This window comes from Paenibacillus sp. A3 (assembly GCF_001399685.1).
Lineage (GTDB): Bacteria > Bacillota > Bacilli > Paenibacillales > NBRC-103111 > Paenibacillus_G.
On record NZ_JTHN01000046.1, the window covers coordinates 33,991 to 53,781 of the forward strand.

The 19,791-nt window shown below is 56.3% G+C and carries 21 protein-coding genes and 2 riboswitches; of the genes, 17 read left to right on the forward strand and 4 right to left on the reverse strand.

Translation table 11 applies throughout. The features are described 5' to 3' along the window. Nucleotides 1-35 precede the first annotated feature (35 nt). Both QJ48_RS06770 and QJ48_RS06775 read left to right on the forward strand, forming a co-directional pair. Nucleotides 36-428: a hypothetical protein gene (locus QJ48_RS06770; protein WP_054972879.1), complete on the forward strand. Its 393-nt coding sequence runs from the start codon at nucleotides 36-38 to the stop codon at nucleotides 426-428. 440 nt (nucleotides 429-868) lie between these two features. Next, nucleotides 869-1,375: an RDD family protein gene (locus tag QJ48_RS06775; protein WP_054972880.1), complete on the forward strand. Its 507-nt coding sequence runs from the start codon at nucleotides 869-871 to the stop codon at nucleotides 1,373-1,375. A 206-nt stretch (nucleotides 1,376-1,581) separates the two neighbouring features. Here QJ48_RS06775 and gcvPB read toward each other — a convergent pair whose 3' ends face one another. The 3 genes from gcvPB to gcvT are packed head-to-tail and all read right to left on the reverse strand — an operon-like array spanning nucleotide 1,582 to nucleotide 5,540. Next, on the reverse strand, nucleotides 1,582-3,039 hold the full coding sequence (gene gcvPB / locus QJ48_RS06780; protein WP_054972881.1) for an aminomethyl-transferring glycine dehydrogenase subunit GcvPB: 1,458 nt from the start codon (nucleotides 3,037-3,039) through the stop codon (nucleotides 1,582-1,584). Further along, nucleotides 3,036-4,394 carry an aminomethyl-transferring glycine dehydrogenase subunit GcvPA gene (gene gcvPA, locus QJ48_RS06785; RefSeq protein WP_054972882.1) on the reverse strand — a complete coding sequence of 453 codons (1,359 nt, stop codon included), beginning with the start codon at nucleotides 4,392-4,394 and terminating at the stop codon, nucleotides 3,036-3,038. Before gcvPA ends, gcvPB begins: the two co-directional genes overlap by 4 nt. Nucleotides 4,395-4,430: 36 nt before the next feature. Next, on the reverse strand, nucleotides 4,431-5,540 hold the full coding sequence (gcvT, locus tag QJ48_RS06790) for a glycine cleavage system aminomethyltransferase GcvT (RefSeq protein WP_054972883.1): 1,110 nt from the start codon (nucleotides 5,538-5,540) through the stop codon (nucleotides 4,431-4,433). A 233-nt stretch (nucleotides 5,541-5,773) separates the two neighbouring features. Further along, nucleotides 5,774-5,874: riboswitch (glycine riboswitch) on the reverse strand. 149 nt (nucleotides 5,875-6,023) lie between these two features. Then, nucleotides 6,024-6,143: riboswitch (glycine riboswitch) on the forward strand. A gap of 153 nt (nucleotides 6,144-6,296) precedes the next feature. On the opposite strand from gcvT, the gene QJ48_RS06795 reads away from it, so the two are divergent. From QJ48_RS06795 to QJ48_RS06860, 14 genes are all read left to right on the forward strand, one after another. Further along, nucleotides 6,297-6,479, forward strand: coding sequence for a hypothetical protein (locus QJ48_RS06795; RefSeq protein WP_054972884.1), 183 nt, complete (start codon nucleotides 6,297-6,299; stop codon nucleotides 6,477-6,479). Between the two features lie 35 nt (nucleotides 6,480-6,514). After that, nucleotides 6,515-6,913 (forward strand): glycine cleavage system protein GcvH, encoded by a 399-nt coding sequence (gcvH, locus tag QJ48_RS06800; RefSeq protein WP_054972917.1) that lies wholly within the window; start codon nucleotides 6,515-6,517, stop codon nucleotides 6,911-6,913. 81 nt (nucleotides 6,914-6,994) lie between these two features. Then, nucleotides 6,995-7,678: an L-serine ammonia-lyase, iron-sulfur-dependent subunit beta gene (gene sdaAB / locus QJ48_RS06805; protein WP_054972885.1), complete on the forward strand. Its 684-nt coding sequence runs from the start codon at nucleotides 6,995-6,997 to the stop codon at nucleotides 7,676-7,678. Continuing rightward, on the forward strand, nucleotides 7,675-8,592 hold the full coding sequence (sdaAA, locus tag QJ48_RS06810; protein ID WP_054972886.1) for an L-serine ammonia-lyase, iron-sulfur-dependent, subunit alpha: 918 nt from the start codon (nucleotides 7,675-7,677) through the stop codon (nucleotides 8,590-8,592). The genes sdaAB and sdaAA overlap by 4 nt, the downstream gene beginning before the upstream one ends. 507 nt (nucleotides 8,593-9,099) lie before the next feature. Then, complete coding sequence (locus tag QJ48_RS06815; protein ID WP_054972887.1) at nucleotides 9,100-10,575, forward strand: sodium:alanine symporter family protein; 1,476 nt, start codon at nucleotides 9,100-9,102, stop codon at nucleotides 10,573-10,575. Nucleotides 10,576-10,748: 173 nt separating this feature from the next. Then, entirely contained in the window at nucleotides 10,749-11,219 is a 471-nt protein-coding gene (locus QJ48_RS06820; protein ID WP_054972888.1) for a small multi-drug export protein, read from the forward strand. Between the two features lie 18 nt (nucleotides 11,220-11,237). Next, a complete protein-coding gene (locus QJ48_RS06825; RefSeq protein WP_054972889.1) occupies nucleotides 11,238-11,978 on the forward strand; it encodes a hypothetical protein in 741 nt (246 codons plus the stop codon). Between the two features lie 116 nt (nucleotides 11,979-12,094). Continuing rightward, nucleotides 12,095-12,445 carry a GntR family transcriptional regulator gene (locus QJ48_RS06830; RefSeq protein WP_272948113.1) on the forward strand — a complete coding sequence of 117 codons (351 nt, stop codon included), beginning with the start codon at nucleotides 12,095-12,097 and terminating at the stop codon, nucleotides 12,443-12,445. Next, a complete protein-coding gene (locus QJ48_RS06835; protein WP_054972891.1) occupies nucleotides 12,442-13,323 on the forward strand; it encodes an ATP-binding cassette domain-containing protein in 882 nt (293 codons plus the stop codon). The genes QJ48_RS06830 and QJ48_RS06835 overlap by 4 nt, the downstream gene beginning before the upstream one ends. 82 nt (nucleotides 13,324-13,405) lie before the next feature. Next, nucleotides 13,406-13,669 carry a hypothetical protein gene (locus tag QJ48_RS06840; protein WP_054972892.1) on the forward strand — a complete coding sequence of 88 codons (264 nt, stop codon included), beginning with the start codon at nucleotides 13,406-13,408 and terminating at the stop codon, nucleotides 13,667-13,669. Nucleotides 13,670-13,694: 25 nt separating this feature from the next. Next, the gene (locus tag QJ48_RS06845) at nucleotides 13,695-14,606 is read left to right on the forward strand and encodes an amidohydrolase family protein (RefSeq protein WP_054972893.1); all 912 of its coding nucleotides are present in this window, start codon (nucleotides 13,695-13,697) and stop codon (nucleotides 14,604-14,606) included. A gap of 21 nt (nucleotides 14,607-14,627) precedes the next feature. Beyond that, complete coding sequence (locus QJ48_RS06850) at nucleotides 14,628-15,995, forward strand: extracellular solute-binding protein (RefSeq protein WP_054972894.1); 1,368 nt, start codon at nucleotides 14,628-14,630, stop codon at nucleotides 15,993-15,995. A gap of 42 nt (nucleotides 15,996-16,037) precedes the next feature. Beyond that, nucleotides 16,038-16,967 carry a carbohydrate ABC transporter permease gene (locus QJ48_RS06855; RefSeq protein ID WP_054972895.1) on the forward strand — a complete coding sequence of 310 codons (930 nt, stop codon included), beginning with the start codon at nucleotides 16,038-16,040 and terminating at the stop codon, nucleotides 16,965-16,967. A gap of 14 nt (nucleotides 16,968-16,981) precedes the next feature. Beyond that, complete coding sequence (locus tag QJ48_RS06860; RefSeq protein ID WP_054972896.1) at nucleotides 16,982-17,845, forward strand: carbohydrate ABC transporter permease; 864 nt, start codon at nucleotides 16,982-16,984, stop codon at nucleotides 17,843-17,845. Between the two features lie 8 nt (nucleotides 17,846-17,853). On the opposite strand, the gene QJ48_RS06865 is transcribed toward QJ48_RS06860, so the two are convergent. Beyond that, entirely contained in the window at nucleotides 17,854-18,420 is a 567-nt protein-coding gene (locus tag QJ48_RS06865; protein ID WP_054972897.1) for a TetR/AcrR family transcriptional regulator, read from the reverse strand. Between the two features lie 264 nt (nucleotides 18,421-18,684). On the opposite strand from QJ48_RS06865, the gene QJ48_RS06870 reads away from it, so the two are divergent. Beyond that, entirely contained in the window at nucleotides 18,685-19,644 is a 960-nt protein-coding gene (locus QJ48_RS06870) for an ABC transporter substrate-binding protein (protein WP_237762831.1), read from the forward strand. Nucleotides 19,645-19,791 lie beyond the last annotated feature (147 nt).

Sequence of the window (19,791 nt, forward strand, 5' to 3'; positions counted from 1 at the left end):
TAGTTTCAGTTTCCGGAGTGGGGAGTAGAGGAAATATGGGAGAAGCGTATAAATTGGATTGCGCGAATTGCGGTTATCAGACGAACGTTTTTGTAGGAATCGGATTCATGTACGTGTATTTGCACTCTATCGCTTCTTTCGTGCAGGATGCGGCGCTTAAGAAGCGGATTGCCGAGTTTGAGCAGGAACCGAGCACAAGATACGAGGCTTACGACGCCTTGTACCGGTGTACGGCATGCCGTTCGCTCCGGAATGAGCTTTATCTGGAGATGAAGTCGGATCGCGATTATTTTGTCACCGCCTTTTCCTGCAGGAAATGCGGGGAAGCGATGCATCCCGTGACCGATGATCCGAGAGCGGTTCAACTGGATTGTCCCGAGTGCACAGGCGGCAAGCTGACGGCCACCTTTTACATGGACTGGGATTAGGCAATGGGCTTATTCAGCGTAAAGCAAGGCCACCTTCGTTGTGAAGGCTGGCCTGTTTGCGTTCAGGGATAGCGGTTATGCTCAGGGTTCCAAACCCTGAAGAACGGCCTGCAATAAACCCGGAAAGCGAACGTCCATGTATTTCGGAGCTACGCTCGCTTCGTCTGTGGCCGGAGTTCTGTACACTCGTCTTGATGGGTTTGTTTCGGTCAGCCTGTTTACCGTTCTTTGTTTTATCGTCTCCTTGCTCTTGTTTCTTCGAAGCGGGGTATTGCCAGCCCGTTCGCGAAGCGAATCTCGCGGTGCCACCGCCATGAATGCTCTTAATTTTCCTAAAGTATAAGAAAAATCGTGTCTTCTGCCGATAATAATCTGGAAATCACAGGATCAAATCGTCAAATATTATGGCAATCCGAAGAGAAATGGGAGGAAGAGAGAAAATGTATTCGGGATTTTGGAAACGATTGTGCGCTAATATTATTGATGGCATTATCCTTTATGTAGCCAGTGTGATTCTGGGCAGCGTGTTTAGCATGTTTGAATACCTGCTTATGATTCCATTCGCCCTTAAATTGACTCAATTCACCGATTCCATCGTGTGGATTACCTTGGGATTCCGGGGCCTGCTCATTGTTGCTACCGGATGGCTGTACTATGCCTTCATGGAATCGTCAAAATGGAAGGCAACGTTAGGAAAGCTTGCGACAGGCAGCGTCGTGGTGGATGAAAGGAACGAAAGGATCTCTTTCGCGCGGGCGAGTGGCAGATATTGGAGCAAGCTGATTTCCGTTTGCACTCTGTACGTCGGCTTCATCATGGCCGGATTCACCCAGAAAAAACAAGCGCTGCACGATATGATTGCAAAGACTTATGTGGTGAATAAAAATGTGCTCGAACTCCAAGCGAACGGTTATGGGAATGCGGATGTGAATGTGAAGCAAATTTGAATGCATCCTACGCCCTGTTCTCACGGCTGCATCAGTCGATCTCCGGGTCGTTCCGGGGTAGGGTCACAGCCCGTAAGATCGGAACGGAAGGCGGGCACGCAGAAAACCCCGGCCGCTTCGGCGGAGGTCCTGTAACAACGGACTTCCGCAGGCGGCCGGGGTTTTGTTTTTCGCGCAGTGCGAGTGTTATTTTTATAGCTAGGATTTTACCCGCAGGTGCAGTTCAGCACCGGCTTGCGGGCAGCCAGCGTTTCATCGAGCCGTCTGACGACGGTCGTGTACGGAGCGTTTAAGAGCAGGTCCGGCTGCTCCTCGGCTTCCTTGGCGATCCGGATCATCGTATCGATAAACGCGTCGAGCGTCTCCTTGCTTTCCGTCTCCGTCGGCTCGATCATGATGCATTCCTCGACGTTGAGCGGGAAGTAAATGGTCGGCGGATGGTAGCCGAAATCGAGCAGGCGCTTGGCGACGTCGAGCGTCCGCACGCCGTACTTTTTGAGGCCGCGTCCGGACATGACGAACTCGTGCTTGCAGACGCCCGGATATGGCATCTCGTAATACGGAGCAAGCCGGTGCATCATGTAGTTGGCGTTCAGCACCGCGCATTCCGATACTTCGCGGAGTCCCTCCGGACCGTACGTGCGGATATACGTATACGCCCGGACGAGAATGCCGAAGTTGCCGTTATAAGCTTTCACCCGTCCGATCGAGTCCGGACGGTCGGAGTCGAGATAGAACGTGCCGTCCTCGCGGCGGGCTACGATCGGCTTCGGCAGGAACGGAATGAGCTTGCTTTTCACGCCGACCGGTCCTGCGCCCGGACCGCCGCCGCCGTGCGGGGTGCTCATCGTCTTGTGCAGGTTGAGATGCACGACGTCGAAGCCCATGTCGCCGGGGCGCGTAATGCCCATGATGGCGTTGGAGTTGGCTCCGTCATAATAGAGCAATCCGCCCGCCTCGTGCACGATCTCTGCGATTTCCACGATGTGCTCCTCGAACAAGCCGAGCGTGCTCGGGTTCGTCAGCATGAGCGCGGCCGTATCGGGACCGACCGCCGCGCGCAGCGCGTCCAGATCGACGAGGCCCTGCTCGTTCGACTTGATCGTCAGCGTCTCGAAGCCGGCCGTCGTCGCGCTGGCCGGGTTCGTCCCGTGCGAGGAGTCCGGCACGATGACCTTGGTCCGCGTCTCGCCCCGGCTTTCGTGGTAAGCGCGGATCATCATGAGCCCCGTCCATTCGCCGTGCGCTCCCGCGGCCGGCTGCAGCGTCACCTGATCCATGCCGGTAAGCGCGGCAAGGTCGTTCTGAAGCGTGTACAGCAGCTCCAGCGCCCCTTGAACGCTGGATTCCGGCTGATACGGGTGAATCCCGGCGAACCCGGGGAAACGCGCCGTATCTTCGTTAATTTTCGGATTGTATTTCATCGTGCAGGAGCCGAGCGGATAGAAGCCGTTGTCTACGCCGAAGTTGAGGCGCGACAGCTCGGTGTAATGCCGGATGACGTCGACCTCGTACACTTCCGGCAGGGCGGCTGGCTCGCTGCGAAGCAGGTGGGACGGAACCAACTCGGCGGCTTCCGTCTCCGGGACGTCGCAGGCGGGCAGCGAGTATGCGACGCGCCCCGGCTGGCTCAGCTCGAAAATGAGCGCTTTTTCCGGTTTCATACGAGTTCCCCCAATCGTGCTGCAAATTCGTCAATTTCGGCTTTGGTCCGTTTTTCGGTAACGGCGACGAGCATATGGTTCTGAAGCTCCGGATAATAGCGGCCCAGATCGAGCCCTCCGATAAATCCGGCTTCCAGCAGCCGTTCGTTCAAGTCCGCGATATTCGCGTTCGCCGGAAGGCTCACGACGAATTCGTTGAAGAAAGGCGCCGTGAACGGCAGCGACGGGCCTTCGAGTTTCGCCAGCTCGCGCGCGGCATAGTGGGATTTCTGCAGATTCAGGCTTCCCACTTCGCGCATTCCTTCCTTGCCCATTGTGGATAGGTAGATAGAGGCGCACAGGGCCAGCAGTGCCTGGTTCGAACAAATGTTCGAGGTCGCTTTCTCGCGGCGGATGTGCTGCTCCCGGGCTTGCAGCGTCAGCACAAAGCCGCGCTTGCCGTCGCGGTCGACCGTCTGGCCGACGATCCGGCCGGGCATGCGGCGCATCAGCGGCTCGGAGACGGAGAAAAATCCGCAGGTCGGGCCGCCGAACGCCGGATGAATGCCGAGCGGCTGGGCATCGCCCACGACGATGTCCGCGCCGAGCTTGCCGGGCGCTTCCAGCAGTCCGAGCGACATCGGATTCGTGCTGACGACGAACAGCGCTTTGCGGCTGTGAGTGATCGGTTCGATCGCCGCCAGATCCTCGATGCAGCCGAAGAAGTTCGGCGACTGCACGATGACGGCGGCGGTATCGTCGGTTACAGCAGCTTTAAGCTGCTCCAGATCGGTCACGCCGTCCGCATAGTCGACCTCTACCACGTTCAGGTTGAGGCCGCGCGCCGTCGTGCGCATAATTTCGCGCGCCTCGGGATGGACGGTCCGCGAGATGACGATTTGCTTCCGCTGCGTGGCTCCGCTGGCGAGAGCGCCCGCTTCGGCCAGAGCCGTTGCGCCGTCGTACATGCTGGCGTTGGCGACTTTCATGCCGGTCAGCTCGCAAATGTACGATTGGAATTCGAAAATCGCCTGCAGCTCCCCTTGGCTGATTTCCGGCTGATACGGCGTGTAGGCCGTATAAAATTCCGAACGGGAAATCATATGATTGATGACGACGGGCACGTGATGATCGTACAGGCCCGCGCCCAGAAAACTGGCGTATTGGCTCGTATCCGCATTACGCGAAGCGAGCTGCTTCATATGCTTCAGCAGCGAGATTTCGTCCAGCGCGCCGGACATCGGCAGCGTGCCGCGGTAGCGGATCGGTTCGGGAATGTCTCGAAACAGCTCTTCGACCGAGTCGACGCCGATCGTGCGAAGCATGTCGGCCCGATCCCGGTCGGTCATAGGCAAATACCGGTGTTTGACGCTCATTGTATGGGTTTCACTCCTTGTCGGTTCTCGCTTCTGTTAGGATTTTACGTTTCGACGATAGAACGGCGCTTTAATGACAACGGCCTTCAACCGGTTGCCCCGGATTTCCACTTCTACTTCGGTGCCCGGCTCGCCATATTCCGCTTGAACCAGTGCCAGACCTAGATTTCGCTTAAGCGTGGGGGATTGCGTCCCGGTGGTCACTTCGCCGATCTGCCGGTCGCCGGCATAGACGGGATAATGGGAGCGGGGAATGCCCCGGTCGATCATCTCGATGCCGACGAGCTTGCGCGGCACGCCTTCTTCCTTCTGGCGGAGCAGCGCGTCCCGGCCGATAAAGTCGTCTTTCGCCAGCTTGACGAAGAAGCCGAGGCCCGCCTCCAACGGCGTAATCTTGTCGGAGAGCTCCTGCCCGTACAGCGGCAGCTTGGCCTCAAACCGCAGCGTATCCCGCGCGCCGAGTCCGGCGGGCGTCAGACCGAGCGGCTCGCCCGCTTCCATCAGCCCTTTCCACAGCGCGGGGGCGTCATCCGCGGCGACATAAAACTCGAAGCCGTCTTCGCCGGTGTAGCCGGTGCGGGAGACGAGCACGGGCACTCCGCATACCCTAACTTCAGGAATAAAGTGGAACGGTGACAGCGCATTCAAATCGGCGTCCGTGACGCGGGCGGCAATCGCTTGAGCGTTCGGGCCTTGCAGCGCCAGAAGCGCCGTCGTATCCGATTTGTTCTCCAGGGAGACATCGCCGAGCAGATGCGATTCCAGCCAGCGGAAGTCTTTGTCGATATTGGAGGCATTGACGACGAGCATAAATTGATCGGCCGACAGCCGGTAGACGAGCAGATCGTCGACGACGCCCCCGTCTTCGTAGCACATCAGCGTATACTGCGCCTGGCCGTCGGCAAGCCGCGAGACGTCATTCGTCGTGACCCGCTGGAGGAACGTCTCCGCAAAGGTGCCGGTCACGAGAAATTCGCCCATGTGCGATACGTCGAACAGGCCGGCCTGCTGTCTGACCGCTTCGTGTTCACGTCCAATGCCGGTGAATTGGACCGGCAGCTCCCAGCCGCCGAAGTCGATGCAGCGGACACCGGGGTACTCGGCATACAAAGGGAACAACGGCGTTCTTTTCAATGACGGATTCAATCGAATCACCTCGGTCGTAGTTTGGGATTGCGATACGCTTTCATGCCAAAAAAGGACAGGACGAAAAGGCAACTAAAGCATGCCAAAATCGCATGCCTGCGCTGTCTTTTCGCTCTGTCCTTTGTACCTGAGAGTTACCTTGCAGCCGTCTTCCGGGATGGAAGCGGTCGTACAAGTTTCCCCTTGGGTGACCCTGAGCTTGCTTAAAGCAAGGAGGGTGCTCTCCAGAGTTGCGTCCGGTAGAGGTCCTTTTGCCTGAGAGATTCACCCGGCTCGGCGGGCTTACTCCTTCGGCGCTACCGTACGTTCCGGTAATCTCTCCCTTTACGTTCATCCGCGTTATTCGGTTGCATAGCTCTATATTCATTAATACTCTAAAGAGCAGGCTGTGTCAACCGCAAACGTCAGGCAAGATTTTGGTGCGTATTCTTGACATCCCTATCCGGTTGAATTACTCTTGAAGGAGATGTGAAATACAGCGAATGACGATGGTTGGGAGAGACCGGAGCGGCCGCGATAAGCCCGCGCAAGGCACCGAAGGAGCAAGTCGCCAAACCTGCCGAATGGCGATTAATCTCTCAGGTAAACGTACCGCCATCCGACGCGCCTCTGGAGAGAGCGTAAGCCACCAAAGGGGTAACGGCGCGACGAAGCGGCCCTAAACTCTCAGGTACCCGGGACAGAGAACAAGGCGAGATGCCTTTTCCTGTCCTTTTTTGGCGTTTGCGAGCAAGCTGGCGAAGCCGGACAATCTGAGTGGAAGCGCTTCAATTCGATCATGGCGCGGCTGACAATTCGGCTGACGCGGATAAAGCGCCGGTATTGGCGGATACGCTAAGAGGAAGCAAGCTGCTTTGCCGGACGGCAAGCAAGGCGGAGCGGAAACATGATAGGGGCAGAGCTGCCGTCATGCTGCTGCCCGCGTTTTCAAAGCGATAGGGATCTATTCATTCCAGGAGAAAAGGGTGCTGACGATGAGTGAAGTAAAAGCGGGATTGCGTTATACGGAGGAGCATGAATGGGCGGAAAAGATCGGGCCGACGTCCGTGCGGATAGGCATTACGGATTTTGCCCAGCATCAGCTTGGAGACATCGTGTTCGTCGAGCTGCCGAAGCTCGGCGCCAAGCTGGAGGCGCATGCGCCGATGGGAACGATCGAATCCGTCAAAACGGTATCCGATCTGTTCAGTCCGGTAGCAGGGACGGTGACGAAGGTGAACGAAGCGCTGCTCGATTCGCCGGAGCTGGTCAACAGCGAGCCGTACGGAGCCGGTTGGATCGTGGAAGTGGAAATCGACGGAGAGATCGGCCAAGCGCTGGAGAGCTTGCTTACCGCCGAAGCCTACGGCGAATTCGTCGCAAGCCAGGACTAACCGTCCGGCAAAGCGGGGAGAATCGTTTGGAACAAAAACCGGCGGTCAAAGCGGACGAACCGTTGAAAGAGGGCATGTCCAATGCGCTTTAAGCATGTATTTACGATTATCGGGCCGGCGATGGTCGGTCCGTCCAGCTCCCACACGGCCGGTGCGGTTCGCATCGGCCGTGTGGCGCGGCAGCTGCTCGGCTGCAGGCCGGAGAAGGCCCGCGTGCTTCTGTACGAATCGTTCGCGGAGACGTACTGGGGCCACGGCACCGATCTGGCGATCGCCGGAGGGCTGCTCGACTACGATACGGACGATCCCCGCATTCCGCATGTGCTGGAAGAAGCCCGGTCGCTCGGCATGGAGATCACGTTCGAGCCGGGAACCGGGGCTGCGCCTCATCCGAACTCGGCCAAAATCGAGCTGTGGTCGGGCGATCGCTATGCGGAGGTATTGGGCGCTTCCATCGGCGGGGGGAATATTGAGATTCATTCGCTGAACGGCTTTGACGTCAGCTGCACAGGGCAGTACCCGATGCTGGTGATCAAGCATTCGGACCGTACGGGAATTCTCGCCTCGATCACGAAGGTCGTCAGCGAGGCGGGAGTCAATATCGGCTTTATGGATGTCGACCGCAAAGGTCGTCAAGGCGAAGCGATGACGGTTATCGAGATGGATTCGGCTCCGCCGGAGGGCATGCTGGAGTCCATACGCCTGCTGCCGGACGTGGCGGACGCGACGATCATCGATTTGGCACAAAGGAGCGGGAGAGCATGAGATTTCAAACGCTGCGGCAGTTGGCCGAACTATGCCGCTCGGAATCGACGACGGTTGCACGCCTCATGATTGAGGAGCAGGTGAAGGAAACCGGCGAGACGAGGGAGCAGGTCATTCGTCAGATGGCGGAGTATTATCAAACGATGAAAGAAGCGGTGCGGCGGGGAATCGAACAGCCGACGGCTTCGCGGAGCGGACTTACGGGCGGCGACGCCGGCCGGGTCGCTGCCTTCGCGGCGAGCGGCGATCCTTCCTCCGGCCGCGAAGCGAGCACGGCGATGGCCTACGCGCTTGCCGTATCGGAAGTGAACGCTTCGATGGGCCGCGTGGTGGCGACGCCGACGGCGGGCTCCTGCGGCATTATCCCCGGCGTATTCGTCAGCTCGCAGGAACGGTTCGGCTGGCCGGACGAGAAGCTGGTTGAAGGACTGTTTTGCGCGGGAGCGATCGGGTATGTCATCGCCAACAATTCATCCATTTCCGGGGCGGAGGGCGGCTGCCAGGCCGAGGTCGGTTCCGCCATCGGGATGGCGGCGGGCGCGCTGGTCGAAATGCGCGGCGGCAGCCCGGAGCAGGCGATGCATGCGGTCGGCTTGGCGTTGAAAAATACGCTGGGCCTGATCTGCGACCCGGTTGCCGGACTCGTGGAAATTCCGTGCATTGTGCGCAACGGGCTGGGCGCCGTCAACGCGCTCGCCGCTGCCGACATGGCGCTGGCCGGCGTGCGCAGCGTCATTCCGTCGGACGAAGTGATCGGCGTTATGCTGTCGGTCGGCCGGGCGATGCCGCGGGAGCACCGGGAAACGGCGCTGGGCGGACTGGCGCAGACGCCGACGGGACGGAAGCTGACGGAGCAGCTGCGTGCCCGCAAACGAAGCGGGTCGGACGAGCAGAAGGAACCTGTTCAGCCGTGAAGCTGGCTGTAATATTCGATGCCCATCACTAATAGAAGAAACAGCAACAGCGAGAACGCTTTCAATAAGCGGATTTGATAGTCTGACATGGACGGGCTCCTCCTTGGAATGCGAGAATCAGCTTGCGATTTATTCCTTGGCGCTACATCTATTATACCCTTAAAAAGGGTATAAATGTAAATGTATAGGTTTTCATATGAGAGGATAGGCGCATTCGCGAGGAGCGAACTGCGTCTATTTTGTCGTGCGAGCCTTGTTCCTCTGATTCATTCGTATGATTTCGGATGGTGTTGTCATCCATTTCCTCCAATCCCAAAAGATAATTTGTGTTGCATTGTAGTTTTTAGTTTTATTTTGTAGTCCGAAAAGTAGAATAAATCACAGTTTCGGAAAAACGTTGAAAGCGTTTTCGATTAAAGCCGCAGGCTGGAACGGAGAAATGCATTTGGTTGGAGATATCGCAAGACCGAATGGAAGCTCTATATTCTTTTGATATGAGGTGAAGATATGGAAGAACTGCTGCAGAGTATTGTTGGCGAAATTAACGAATTTTTCTGGGGGAAATTGTTGATTGTTTTACTTGTCGCTACGGGACTTTATTTCACATTCAAGTTGAAATTTCTTCAGGTCCGCATGTTGAAGGAAATGGTCCGCGTTTTAAAAGAAGGGAAGTCCGGTTCGAAAGACGAAATTTCCCCATTTCAAGCGTTCGCGATTGGTATGGCCGCCCGCGTGGGGACGGGTAATATTACAGGGATTGCCATTGCCATTGCGTTAGGCGGCCCGGGCTCGGTCTTCTGGATGTGGGTTATTTCTATTATTAGCTCGGCATCCAGCTTTGTTGAAAGTACGCTGGCGCAGGTCTATAAAACGAAAGATAAAAACGGCTTCCGCGGCGGTCCGTCCTATTATATGGAGAAAGGCTTAAAGCAACGTTGGATGGGCGTTTTCTTCGCGATTTTAATTACCGTGACTTTCGGTCTTATCTTCAATTCCGTACAATCCAATACGGTTACCATTGCCTTTGAGAACGCGTTCGGCACCGACCGTTTAACAATGGGAATTCTCATGACCATCGCTTTCGCCGTGATTATCTTTGGCGGTGTAACGCGTATTGCCAAAATGGCTGAATATAAGGTTATGTTTCTGGCTGTCTTATACATTGGCGTTGCCTTATTTGTCGTGCTTACCAACATTACAAAAATGCCGGAAGTGCTTTCGCTTATTGTTAAAAACGCGTTTGGTCTTGAGCAAGTAGCAGGCGGCTCCATCGGTGCCGCTCTCATGCATGGAACGAAACGGGGCTTATTCTCGAACGAAGCCGGAATGGGGAGCGCTCCGAACGTTGCCGCGACGGCAACCACAAGTCATCCGGTGAAACAAGGACTTATTCAAGCCTTTGGTGTATTGACGGATACGCTCATCGTCTGTACGAGCACGGCATTTATTATTTTGCTCTCCGATGCGTACAAACAACCGGGGCTAAGCGGCATTGCGCTTTCACAAGCGGCATTAAGCGAGCACATTGGCTCTTGGGCATCAGGCTGTCTTGCTATTTTTGTCTTCCTGTTTGCCTTTGGTTCGCTGATTGGCAACTATTATTACGGGGAAACGAATATTCGATTTCTTCACACAAGTAAAACATGGCTGATGGTCTACCGAATCGGCGCGATCGCCATGGTCGTATTCGGCTCGATCGCAAAGGTTCAATTGGTATGGGATTTGGCCGATTTATTTATGGGCCTGATGGTTATCGTAAACTTGATAGCGATCCTCTGGCTGTCCAAAATCGCCTTCGCAGCTTTGCAGGACTACGTCAAGCAGAAGAAGGCCGGGCTTGATCCGGTATTTTATCGAGACAGCATTGAAGGTCTCACCAACGCCGAATGCTGGGAGAAGCGTCCAACGGTTTCCCGGACACCTGAAGTTCAAACATCGGGCATGCCTATTAATCATCAAACGCAGCGGATGGAAAACGTATAACAACGCTATTGGCTCGATAAATCGAATATACCGGAGAAGAGACACGTACCGTTTGAGCACGGGACGTGTCTTTTTTTGATTCCCGGGCAGCGGATCGTTGACAATCTTCAATCGGTGATATACTGTATATATTAATATATACAGTTATACACCTTCAGAGGAGTGGATATTGCATGATGGCTGAATTTCTGAAAGAATGGTCTTATCTTGCCGTCTTCGTTCTTGCGGCGCTGCCTTGGGTGGAATCGGCTTTTGTCGTCGTGCTAGGTATCGCCATGCTTGACTTAAACCCGGTTGCCACAACGATTTTGGCTTTTCTGGGGAATTGGGTTACCGTGCTGTTCGTCGTTTTCTTGTTCGACCGCTGGAACGCATGGCGCAGCAAACGCAGCGGAGCAAGCGAAAGCAAACGAAGCCAGCGGGCCTACCGCCTATTTGTCCGGTACGGGCTGCCCGGCCTTGCCTTTCTCGGTCCCATCCTGATCGGGACGGAGATTGCGGCGGGCTTCGCCATGCTGTTCAAAGCGCCGCGCGGCCCCGTCCTGTTCTGGATGACGTGCTCGCTGGCGTTCTGGACGATCCTGTTCGCCGTGGCCGCCGCTTACGGCGTCGATCTTTTCGGGCTGACCCGCATGAATCAATAATCTGGAGCGTGAGTGGACATGCGTGATGCTTGCCGGATTGCATGGAATGAGTTAAAACATAAATATATTGCGCTGCTGGCCAACGTTCTGTTCTCGGCCTTGATCGGGTTCTTTCTGGCGCACGATATGGTGCGCGCGCTGGTGGGAGACGAGCGCGGCAGTATGCAACCGGGCGTTTCTTTTCCCGTGGATTTATGGTTAATTGCCGTTGTTCCTACGCTCGGCGCGCTTGCCTTTTCCAGAGAATATTTATCTTTCAGTTACTTGGTGTCGGAGGAACCGTTTTTAAAGCGGCTGCGCTTTTTCCGGATGTGGGCCATTCCGCCCAAGGTCATAGCCTGGAGCCGGATGCTGTATATGATGATGTGCCTTGGAACGTCCTTGCTCGTCTTTGTCAGCGTCTTTGTCGCGTCCAGTTGGTCCGCTTTGCTTGGTAAGCTGTCCGTGGCGGAGTATGCCGCCTTTGTGTTTGTCTGGATCGGCTATGCCTTTGCGGTCAGCGGCATCAATCCGTATCTGGAATTCGGAACGAACGGCAAAGCGATACTTATCGGCGCTTTTACGGGGCTGCCGCTGATCGTTGCGGCAATCTTAACGTTCTACTCGCATTTTGGACAACCGGTTTATTTATGGGTGTTTGAATGGGCACGGGGAAATCCGCCGGTCGCCATGATCTTGTCCGTACTTGTGGCCGTGCTTGGGGTGGCGGGGTTCTACCGGGCCTTAATTTACCGGCTTGCGCGCAAGGATCTTCCGTAGGGTTGTTCTGCCCGCACAGCGGCCGGAGGTTCACCTGACTTGTCAGAAAGGAGGCGGCAGCGATACAGCTACCGATACACATCTCGGAACATAGCCGGGAGCCGATCTATCATCAAATTGAACAGCAGCTGATATCGTTCATCGTGAGCGGCCAGCTTAAACCGGGCACGCCGCTTCCTTCGATCCGGTCGCTTGCCAGCGACTTGGCCTGCAGCGTCATTACGGTGAACCGGGCTTATCAAAATCTGGAGCAGCGCAAATTCATCCAGACCGTGCAAGGAAAAGGAACGTTCGTAGCGGATGTGCAGGAGGGCGAAAAGAAGCAGGTCGCGGACGCGAGTCTGCACCAAGCGTTCCGCGCGGCGATTGAAATGAGCTTCCGGCTGCAGAACGATCCGGAGCAAACGCGGCAGACGTTCGAGCAGATCTTGGCGGAAATGCTGCAAGAAAGGAGGCGAGACGGATGACTTCCCCAATTCCTCTCCGGCTGGAGCGCTTCGTTAAACAGCGAGACGACTTCCGGCTGGGACCGATCGATGTCGTTCTGGAGCCCGGACTGACGTATGCGTTAGTAGGCCCGAACGGCTCGGGCAAAACGACGCTGCTCAAGTGCCTTATGAATCTGATGAAGCCGACCTCAGGCAAGCTGGAAATTTTCGGGCGTACGTATGAGCGGGAGGAGCAGGCCATCAAGACGCGGACCGCTTTCGTCCCCGATCCGCTGGACGGCTGCGAGCCCTTTACGCTGAGGCAGATGAGGGATTTTATTGGCGGCTGGTACGCATCGTGGGACGATGACGATTTCGCACGGCGCGCGGCGTCTTTTCGTATTCCGCTGGATAAAAGGTACGGCAAGATGTCGCAGGGGGAACGGAAGAAGGCGGCGTTAACGCTTGCGCTGAGTACGCATGCGCCTCTGCTGCTGCTCGATGAGCCGACGAACGGTCTGGATATCGCCAGCCGCAATCGTCTGAAGCAGATGCTTGTCGAGGATGCGGAGAGCGTGGAACGGACCGTCGTGCTGTCCACCCATTCGGTCGAAGATATCCGGCAGTTTGCGGATTGTGTTCTTTTGCTGAGAAACGGCGCTTTGGAAGGCCCTTACGAAAAAGATGCCTTCGTCGCCTCGTGGCGCCGGCTCTGGTTAACCGGAGAAGCGCTGCCCAGTCTGGCGGATATTCCGGGCGCGGTCGATTGGAGTGAGGGCCCGTTTCCTCAATTGGTCACCTGCGACCGCATGGCAACTTTGGCTTTCTTGTCCGAAAACGGAATCCGAGTCACGAAGGAGCAGCCGCTGCCGCTGGACGAATTGTTGGACCGGCTTTTGGAGCAAAACGAACGCTAGGTGAATCATACGCGAATCCCGATTTTTCTATTGACATTCCCGGGGTTCGGGGGTATGATTTCGATTAAAGCATAGTAATTTTATGGGAATAGTTAAAATCTACCGGACTACCGGAGACACGTACCGCCTGCTGGGCGGATGGTGTCTTTTTTATTTTTACGGACGTCCGGCGAAGGGGGCGCACCGCTTGGTTAAGAAGGACGAATGGCTGCGGGCGGAAGGGGATTGTTTTCCGGGCAGAACGTACGCCGAGGTCGTGCTGGAGCCTGATTACGAGCAAGCCAAGGCCGAACTGCTGGCGCCGATGCTTGAGGTCAATAAGGCGCATCTGCTTATAGCTTGCTAACCTAAAGACAGAAGGTGGAATCTCGATGCTGTTCAAGGAAGGCTTTCAAGTGTTCGACATTCATGCCCATTTGCCTTATCCGCTGCCGTTTATGTCGGCTAATCCGGTGATCCGAAGCCAGAATGCGCTGCGTTCCGAGCGGATGCGGCTGACGTGGGATTTCCCGGAGCCCCCGGCGGAGGAGGATCAGGATGCGGCCCGGCCGCTCATCGACCGTTGGTCGGACGAATTGGATCGCTACGGCATTGGCGGCATCAATTTCCTGACCGCCTGGAGCAACGATGATCTGGCCGAGCAGATCGGCAAATACCCCGGCCGGTTTACCGGCTTCGCCCACCATTCCATCGAGGAGCCGAATGCGGCGGAGGAGCTGCAAAGAGCCGTGGACACGCTTGGCCTGAAAGGCTACAAGCTGTTCGGCCCGCTCGTGGAAAGCCCGTTTCACGATCCGAAGCTGACGCCGGTGTGGCGGTTTCTCGCCGAACGGAAGCTGCCGGTGCTCATTCATTTCGGGCTGCTCGGACATACCGGCGGGATCGCCTCGCACCTCAACATCAATCCGCTGGCGATCTTTAACGTGGCCCGGGAATACCCGGATATTCCGTTCATCATTCCGCATTTCGGCGCGGGCTATTTTCAAGAGCTGCTGCACTTGTGCTGGAGCTGTCCGAATATCTTCATCGATACGTCCGGGTCGAACCAGTGGATGCGCTGGGCGCCGTACGAGCTGAACCTGGATATCCTGTTCCGCAAATGCTACGAGCTGATCGGTCCCGAGCGGATTATTTTCGGCACGGATTCCAGCAGCTTCCCGCGGGGGTTCGTCTACCGCTACTTACAGGATCAGGTGCGCTCCTGCCGCGAGCTGCGGATGAACGAGACGGAGATCGAGAACATTTTCGGGAACAACGCGAGAAGACTGTTGAACTTAATATAGAAAAAAGGGGACTGGAAAACCATGAAGAGCACTCATCGGCAGCGTTATCGCTATATGTCTTGGAGTGCCGCGGCGCTTGCGCTTAGCTTAGCCGTGGGGGTGTCCGCCTGCGGCGGCTCCAAGGTGCCGGCAGGAGACGGCAAATCGGGAGAAGCCGCTCAGAAGACGGCGGATTCCGGCCAAGAGGAGAAGGTCACCATCGAGTACTGGCAGTACCAGTACCCTGCGAAGGTCGAGCTGATCGCGGCGCTGATCGACGAGTTCCAGAAGAAGCATCCGAACATTACCGTCAAGCAGACGAACTTCCCGTACGACCAGTACAACGAGAAGGTGGCGACGCTCGTGCCCGCCGGGAAGGGGCCGGATATTATTAACCTGTATTACGGCTGGCTGCCGAAATACGTCTCGTCCGGCTATTTGCAGCCGCTGCCGGAGAGCGCCTTCTCCGAGGAGCAGATCAAGAAGGAGTTTTTCCCGTTCGTCGATACGGCCAAGCTGAACGGCAAATATTACGCGATTCCGACCGCCGTGCGCACGCTCGCCTTGTTTTACAACAAGGACTTTTTCACCAAAGCGGGGCTCGATCCGGGCAAACCGCCGGCCACTTGGACCGAGCTGGTCGACACAGCGAAGAAGCTGACGCAGCAGGACAAGAACGGGCAATACGTTGTCGAAGGGCTGGCTTGGCAGCCGAACGCGCAGCTTCATCATTGGTACCGAGACGCTCTCGTGTATCAGGCGGGCGGCAAAGATATCAGCGACGACCGGCGAAAAATTTTGTGGGCGGATTCCCCGGCCGGGCTGGAAGCGTTCAAGTATTTGATCGACCTGTCGCTGGTACATAAGGTCGGCACCAAGGATTTCTACAACGACGACATTACCGCCTTCAAGAAGGGCGTAGCTGCGATGAATATCGACGGATCGTTCCAGCTCGGCGGGATCAAGAAGGACGCGCCCGCCCTCCAGTATGCGATTGCGCCGCTTCCTTCGTACAAGGACAAGGCGACGCAGGTGTCCTTTTGGGCCAACTCGATTACGAAGGGCGTGAAAGGCAAGAAGCTGGAGGCGGCGACCGAGTTCCTGAAGTTTCTGACGAGCAAGGAAGTGCAGGAGCAGTGGGTCGAGAAGGTCGGGGAGCTCCCGGCGAAGAGGGAGGTCGCGCTGCAGGACAAATACGCGAAGGACGAGAAGCTTGGTCCGTTCATCCAGCAGCTGCCTTATGCGCATGCGCACTTTTTCGTGGACGAGAAGCTGGAGCGCGATTACTTCGTCGAGGCGGTCGATCAAGTGGTGCTGAAGCAGGTGCCGGTCGAGAAGGCGTACGACGAGTTGGTGAAGAAGACGCAGAAGCTGTTCGACGATTACTGGGCGAAGCAGGATAAAAAATAAAGCGGCGTGCGCGCTGCAAGAAGGACGAGGAGGGAAGAACCTATGGAGCGTGCCGAAGCGCTGCCGGCCGTCAGGAGCCGGGTTCCCCAGAGGCGGGGGCCCGGCGTAAAAAAGCAGCGGTATGTGTTCGTGTACACCTGCCTGTTGGGGCCGCTGCTTTTTTTCGTCTCCATCCGCATATTGCCGATCCTGTATTCGTTTAACGTCGGCTTCCGGGAATGGGATATGCTGTCCGAAGAGAAGCCGTTTGTCGGGCTCGACAATTACATCGCCTTGTTCCAGGACGAAGTGTTCCTGCAAGCGCTGAAAAATACGCTTGTTTACGTGCTGGTCGGCGTGCCGGGGCAGGTCGCCGCCGGATTGGCTGTAGCGCTGCTGCTGCTGCGCATCGGCCGGCTGCGCGGCTTGTTCCGCACGATCTATTTTATCCCGTACGTCACCAGCGTGGTGGCGGTCAGCTGGGTGTTCCGCTGGATGCTGATGAAGAACGGCGTCGTCAACGGCATCTTGCTCTCGCTCGGGCTCGATCCGCAGCTTTTCCTCGGCTCGCCGTCTCAAGCGATCTATCTGGTCATTGCCGCGATGATCTGGCAGGGCGTCGGGTTTCAAATGCTGATCTTCCTGACGGGACTGGAAGGCATCCCGCGGCTGTATTACGATGCGGCTGCCATCGACGGCGCGGGAGCGTGGCAGCGGTTCGTGCACATCACGCTGCCGCTGCTCAACCCGGTGATCGTGTTTTCCGTCGTCATCGGCAGCATCGATTATTTGCAGTCGTTCACGCAGGTGCTCAACATGACGTCCGGCGGTCCGCTCAACTCGACCGTCTCGCTCGTGCTGTACATTTACAATCTCGCGTTCAAGCACTTCAACATGGGCCAGGCGGCGGCCGCCACTGTCGTGCTTTTCGCGTTGATCCTGGTCCTGTCGCTGCTGCAGCTCAAGGTGCTAAGTAAAAAGATCGAATCCTAAGGAGGGGACGACCGATGAGGCTTGGAAGCTCGATCCGTCCGCTGTCCGGACCGGCATTCCGTCCTTCCCGGCTTCCGAGGCTTGGAAGCTATGCGCTGCTTGCCGCGGGCACGCTCGCGATGGTATTTCCATTTTTATGGATGGTCGCCACTTCGCTCAAGACGCCGCAGGACGTCTTCTCGCTCAGCCTCGTGCCCGATCGCGTGACGCTGGCCAATTATACGGAATTGTTCGCCACGACGCCATTTACGGACTGGGTGTATAACAGCTTCATAATTGCATTGATTATGACGGCGAGCGTATGCTTGTTCGATACGGTCGCGGGGTACGTGCTGGCGAAATTTACGTTTTCCGGGAAACGGCTCATTTTTATCGCCATTCTCAGCACGCTGATGGTGCCTACCGAGATGCTGATCATTCCGTGGTATCTGCTGTCCGCCAAGCTCGGGTGGGTCGATACGTACGTCGGGGTCCTGTTTCCGGGGCTCGTCAGCGCCTTCGGCATTTTCCTGATGAAGCAGTTCATGGAGTCGGTGCCCTCGGACCTGCTGGACGCCGCCCGGATCGACGGCATGAACGAATGGGGCATCATGCTGCGCATCGCTGTGCCGCTGGTGAGCCCCGCGCTTGCGACGCTGGCGATCCTGTCGTTTCTCGGCAGTTGGAACGCGTTCATCTGGCCGTTGATCGTGACGCAGACGGAGACGCATTTTACGATTCCGGTCGGCGTGGCGTTCTTCTCCAGCGAGTTGAAGGATACGAGCGGCTGGGTGCTGATCATGACGGGAGCGACCGTCTCCGTGCTGCCGCTGATCCTGCTGTTTGTCATCTTCCAGAAGCAGATCGTCCGCGGCATTGCGCTCACCGGGCTCAAATAGGCGGCCGCTTACAGAAACTTCCGCATCGAAGCTGACAGCTCGCTGACGACCTTGCCGATCTCCTCGGGAGACAGATGAAATTCCTGCAGCGTCCACTCGATCAGCATCATGTGAAGGAGGGCCGAGAACGATTTTTGCCCGTACAGGCGGTAAATATCGGACTGCGTGCCGCTCCCGCTGCGGATTCCGCCGATAAACAGCTCATCGTGGCAATCGCAGATGCTGCGGAAGATCAGCTGCCGGATTTTCCGGTCCTGGCCCTTGATGTTCAGGATCAGCGACGGGGGAATGTTGTCCTTCCAGGTGCGGAACAGCAGCACGAACATCGCTTCCGTGTACGGCTGCCCGCCGTCGATATGCTGCCACACGCCGCTCATCAGCCGGGTCAAGTAATTCAACAAAATTTCGTCTTTGTCCTGAAAATTCCGGTAAACCGTTTGGCGTGCAAGTCCTGCTTTATCTGCAATCTCCGTAATGGAGATGAGAGAGTAGGGCTTTTTTTCCATTAATTGAAACAGCGCGGTCTGAATCCATTCCTGTGACCGCAAGGAGAGTTTGCCCGTAGCCTCGCCCAAGTGTGACACTTCCTTTCATCTGTCCATTTTCGCCCCTTGGGAGCGCCGAGGTTATTGCATAACCGGACGATATCGTTTAATGTTACAAGTGTAACATAAGTGACAGTTGTAACGTTTGTTTGGTTTATCGGCTTGATCCCGTCAGAATGGGAGCTTTTTTTGAATCTTTTATTGATAATAATAATCATTATCAAAAAAAGGCAGCTTGTTGATCGCTGAAAGGGGAAGTTATCGTTGTTGTTCAAGGAATTTGGAGGATTCAGGTTGAAAAAAATTTCCGCGCTCGCCGTTGTTCTGGTTCTCGCTTTGGTTGCTGCGGCTTGCGGCGGCGGAGGGAGCGGGAAGCCGGAGGCGGGTCAGCAGCCTTCGCAGGAACCGGCGTCCCGGACGATTAAGCATGCCATGGGGGAGACGAAAATCACAGGCACTCCGCAGCGGGTCGTCGTTCTGACGAATCAAGGCACCGAATCGCTGCTGGCGCTGGGCATCAAGCCGGTAGCCGCTGTGAAATCCTGGATTGGCGATCCTTGGTTTGAGCATATTAAGGAGCAGATGGCCGACGTGAAGATGATAGGCGACGAGACGCAGCCGAATGTCGAGGTCATCGCGACGCTGAAGCCGGATCTGATTCTCGGGACGAAGGTGCGCCAAGAGAAAATTTACCAGCAGCTGTCGGCCATCGCGCCTACGGTCTTTACGGAAAATCTGGGCGACAGCATGATCGACAACTTCAAGCTGTATGCCGCGGCGCTGAACAAAGAAGCCGAAGGCAAGGCCGTGCTGGACGATTACAACAGAGCCGTCGAGCAGACCAAAGCGCATTTGGGCGACAAAACGAAAATGCGCGTTTCGCTGGCCCGCTTCCAGCCCGGCAAGGTTCGCGTCTATTACAAAAACAACTTCGCCGGAATTATTTTGAGCCAGCTCGGCTTTGCCCGTCCGGACGCCCAGAACAAGGACGATTTCTCCGCGGACATTACGCAGGAGCAAATGACCGTGCTCGACGGAGACGTCATGTTCTATTTCGTCTCAGACCGTCAAGGGGACACCGGGGCCAAGAAAACGGCCGAGGAATGGCTGGGCAGCCCGCTCGCGCAAAACATGAACGTCGTCAAAACGAAACGGGCCTTTGTCGTCAACGAGCCGATCTGGAATACGTCCGGAGGCATTATAGCGGCCAAGCTGCTGCTGGAAGACATTCGCAAGCGGTTCGACAGTCTGTAGAAGATTAAAAACTACATGCTTTATCGTACCTTAACATTAAAGCTAAACTTGCCAAATGATCAGGCAAGTTTTTTGTTTTGGAAAGCACCTGGGCATCAAAATGACCTCTTTGTATAATGTGGGTTTTACTGCACTATCGTTAAATCC

What these genes read in the sequence shown, in the direction of transcription:
- QJ48_RS06845 (WP_054972893.1), top strand. Translation starts at nt 13,695, where the DNA reads ATGCTGTTCAAGGAAGGCTTTCAAGTGTTCGACATTCATGCCCATTTG.
- sdaAA (WP_054972886.1), top strand. Translation starts at nt 7,675, where the DNA reads ATGAGATTTCAAACGCTGCGGCAGTTGGCCGAACTATGCCGCTCGGAA.
- gcvPA (WP_054972882.1), bottom strand. Translation starts at nt 4,394, where the DNA reads ATGAGCGTCAAACACCGGTATTTGCCTATGACCGACCGGGATCGGGCC.
- QJ48_RS06775 (WP_054972880.1), top strand. Translation starts at nt 869, where the DNA reads ATGTATTCGGGATTTTGGAAACGATTGTGCGCTAATATTATTGATGGC.
- QJ48_RS06860 (WP_054972896.1), top strand. Translation starts at nt 16,982, where the DNA reads ATGAGGCTTGGAAGCTCGATCCGTCCGCTGTCCGGACCGGCATTCCGT.
- QJ48_RS06815 (WP_054972887.1), top strand. Translation starts at nt 9,100, where the DNA reads ATGGAAGAACTGCTGCAGAGTATTGTTGGCGAAATTAACGAATTTTTC.
- QJ48_RS06855 (WP_054972895.1), top strand. Translation starts at nt 16,038, where the DNA reads ATGGAGCGTGCCGAAGCGCTGCCGGCCGTCAGGAGCCGGGTTCCCCAG.
- QJ48_RS06770 (WP_054972879.1), top strand. Translation starts at nt 36, where the DNA reads ATGGGAGAAGCGTATAAATTGGATTGCGCGAATTGCGGTTATCAGACG.
- QJ48_RS06820 (WP_054972888.1), top strand. Translation starts at nt 10,749, where the DNA reads ATGATGGCTGAATTTCTGAAAGAATGGTCTTATCTTGCCGTCTTCGTT.
- QJ48_RS06840 (WP_054972892.1), top strand. Translation starts at nt 13,406, where the DNA reads ATGGGAATAGTTAAAATCTACCGGACTACCGGAGACACGTACCGCCTG.
- QJ48_RS06835 (WP_054972891.1), top strand. Translation starts at nt 12,442, where the DNA reads ATGACTTCCCCAATTCCTCTCCGGCTGGAGCGCTTCGTTAAACAGCGA.
- gcvPB (WP_054972881.1), bottom strand. Translation starts at nt 3,039, where the DNA reads ATGAAACCGGAAAAAGCGCTCATTTTCGAGCTGAGCCAGCCGGGGCGC.
- sdaAB (WP_054972885.1), top strand. Translation starts at nt 6,995, where the DNA reads ATGCGCTTTAAGCATGTATTTACGATTATCGGGCCGGCGATGGTCGGT.
- gcvH (WP_054972917.1), top strand. Translation starts at nt 6,515, where the DNA reads ATGAGTGAAGTAAAAGCGGGATTGCGTTATACGGAGGAGCATGAATGG.
- QJ48_RS06825 (WP_054972889.1), top strand. Translation starts at nt 11,238, where the DNA reads ATGCGTGATGCTTGCCGGATTGCATGGAATGAGTTAAAACATAAATAT.
- QJ48_RS06850 (WP_054972894.1), top strand. Translation starts at nt 14,628, where the DNA reads ATGAAGAGCACTCATCGGCAGCGTTATCGCTATATGTCTTGGAGTGCC.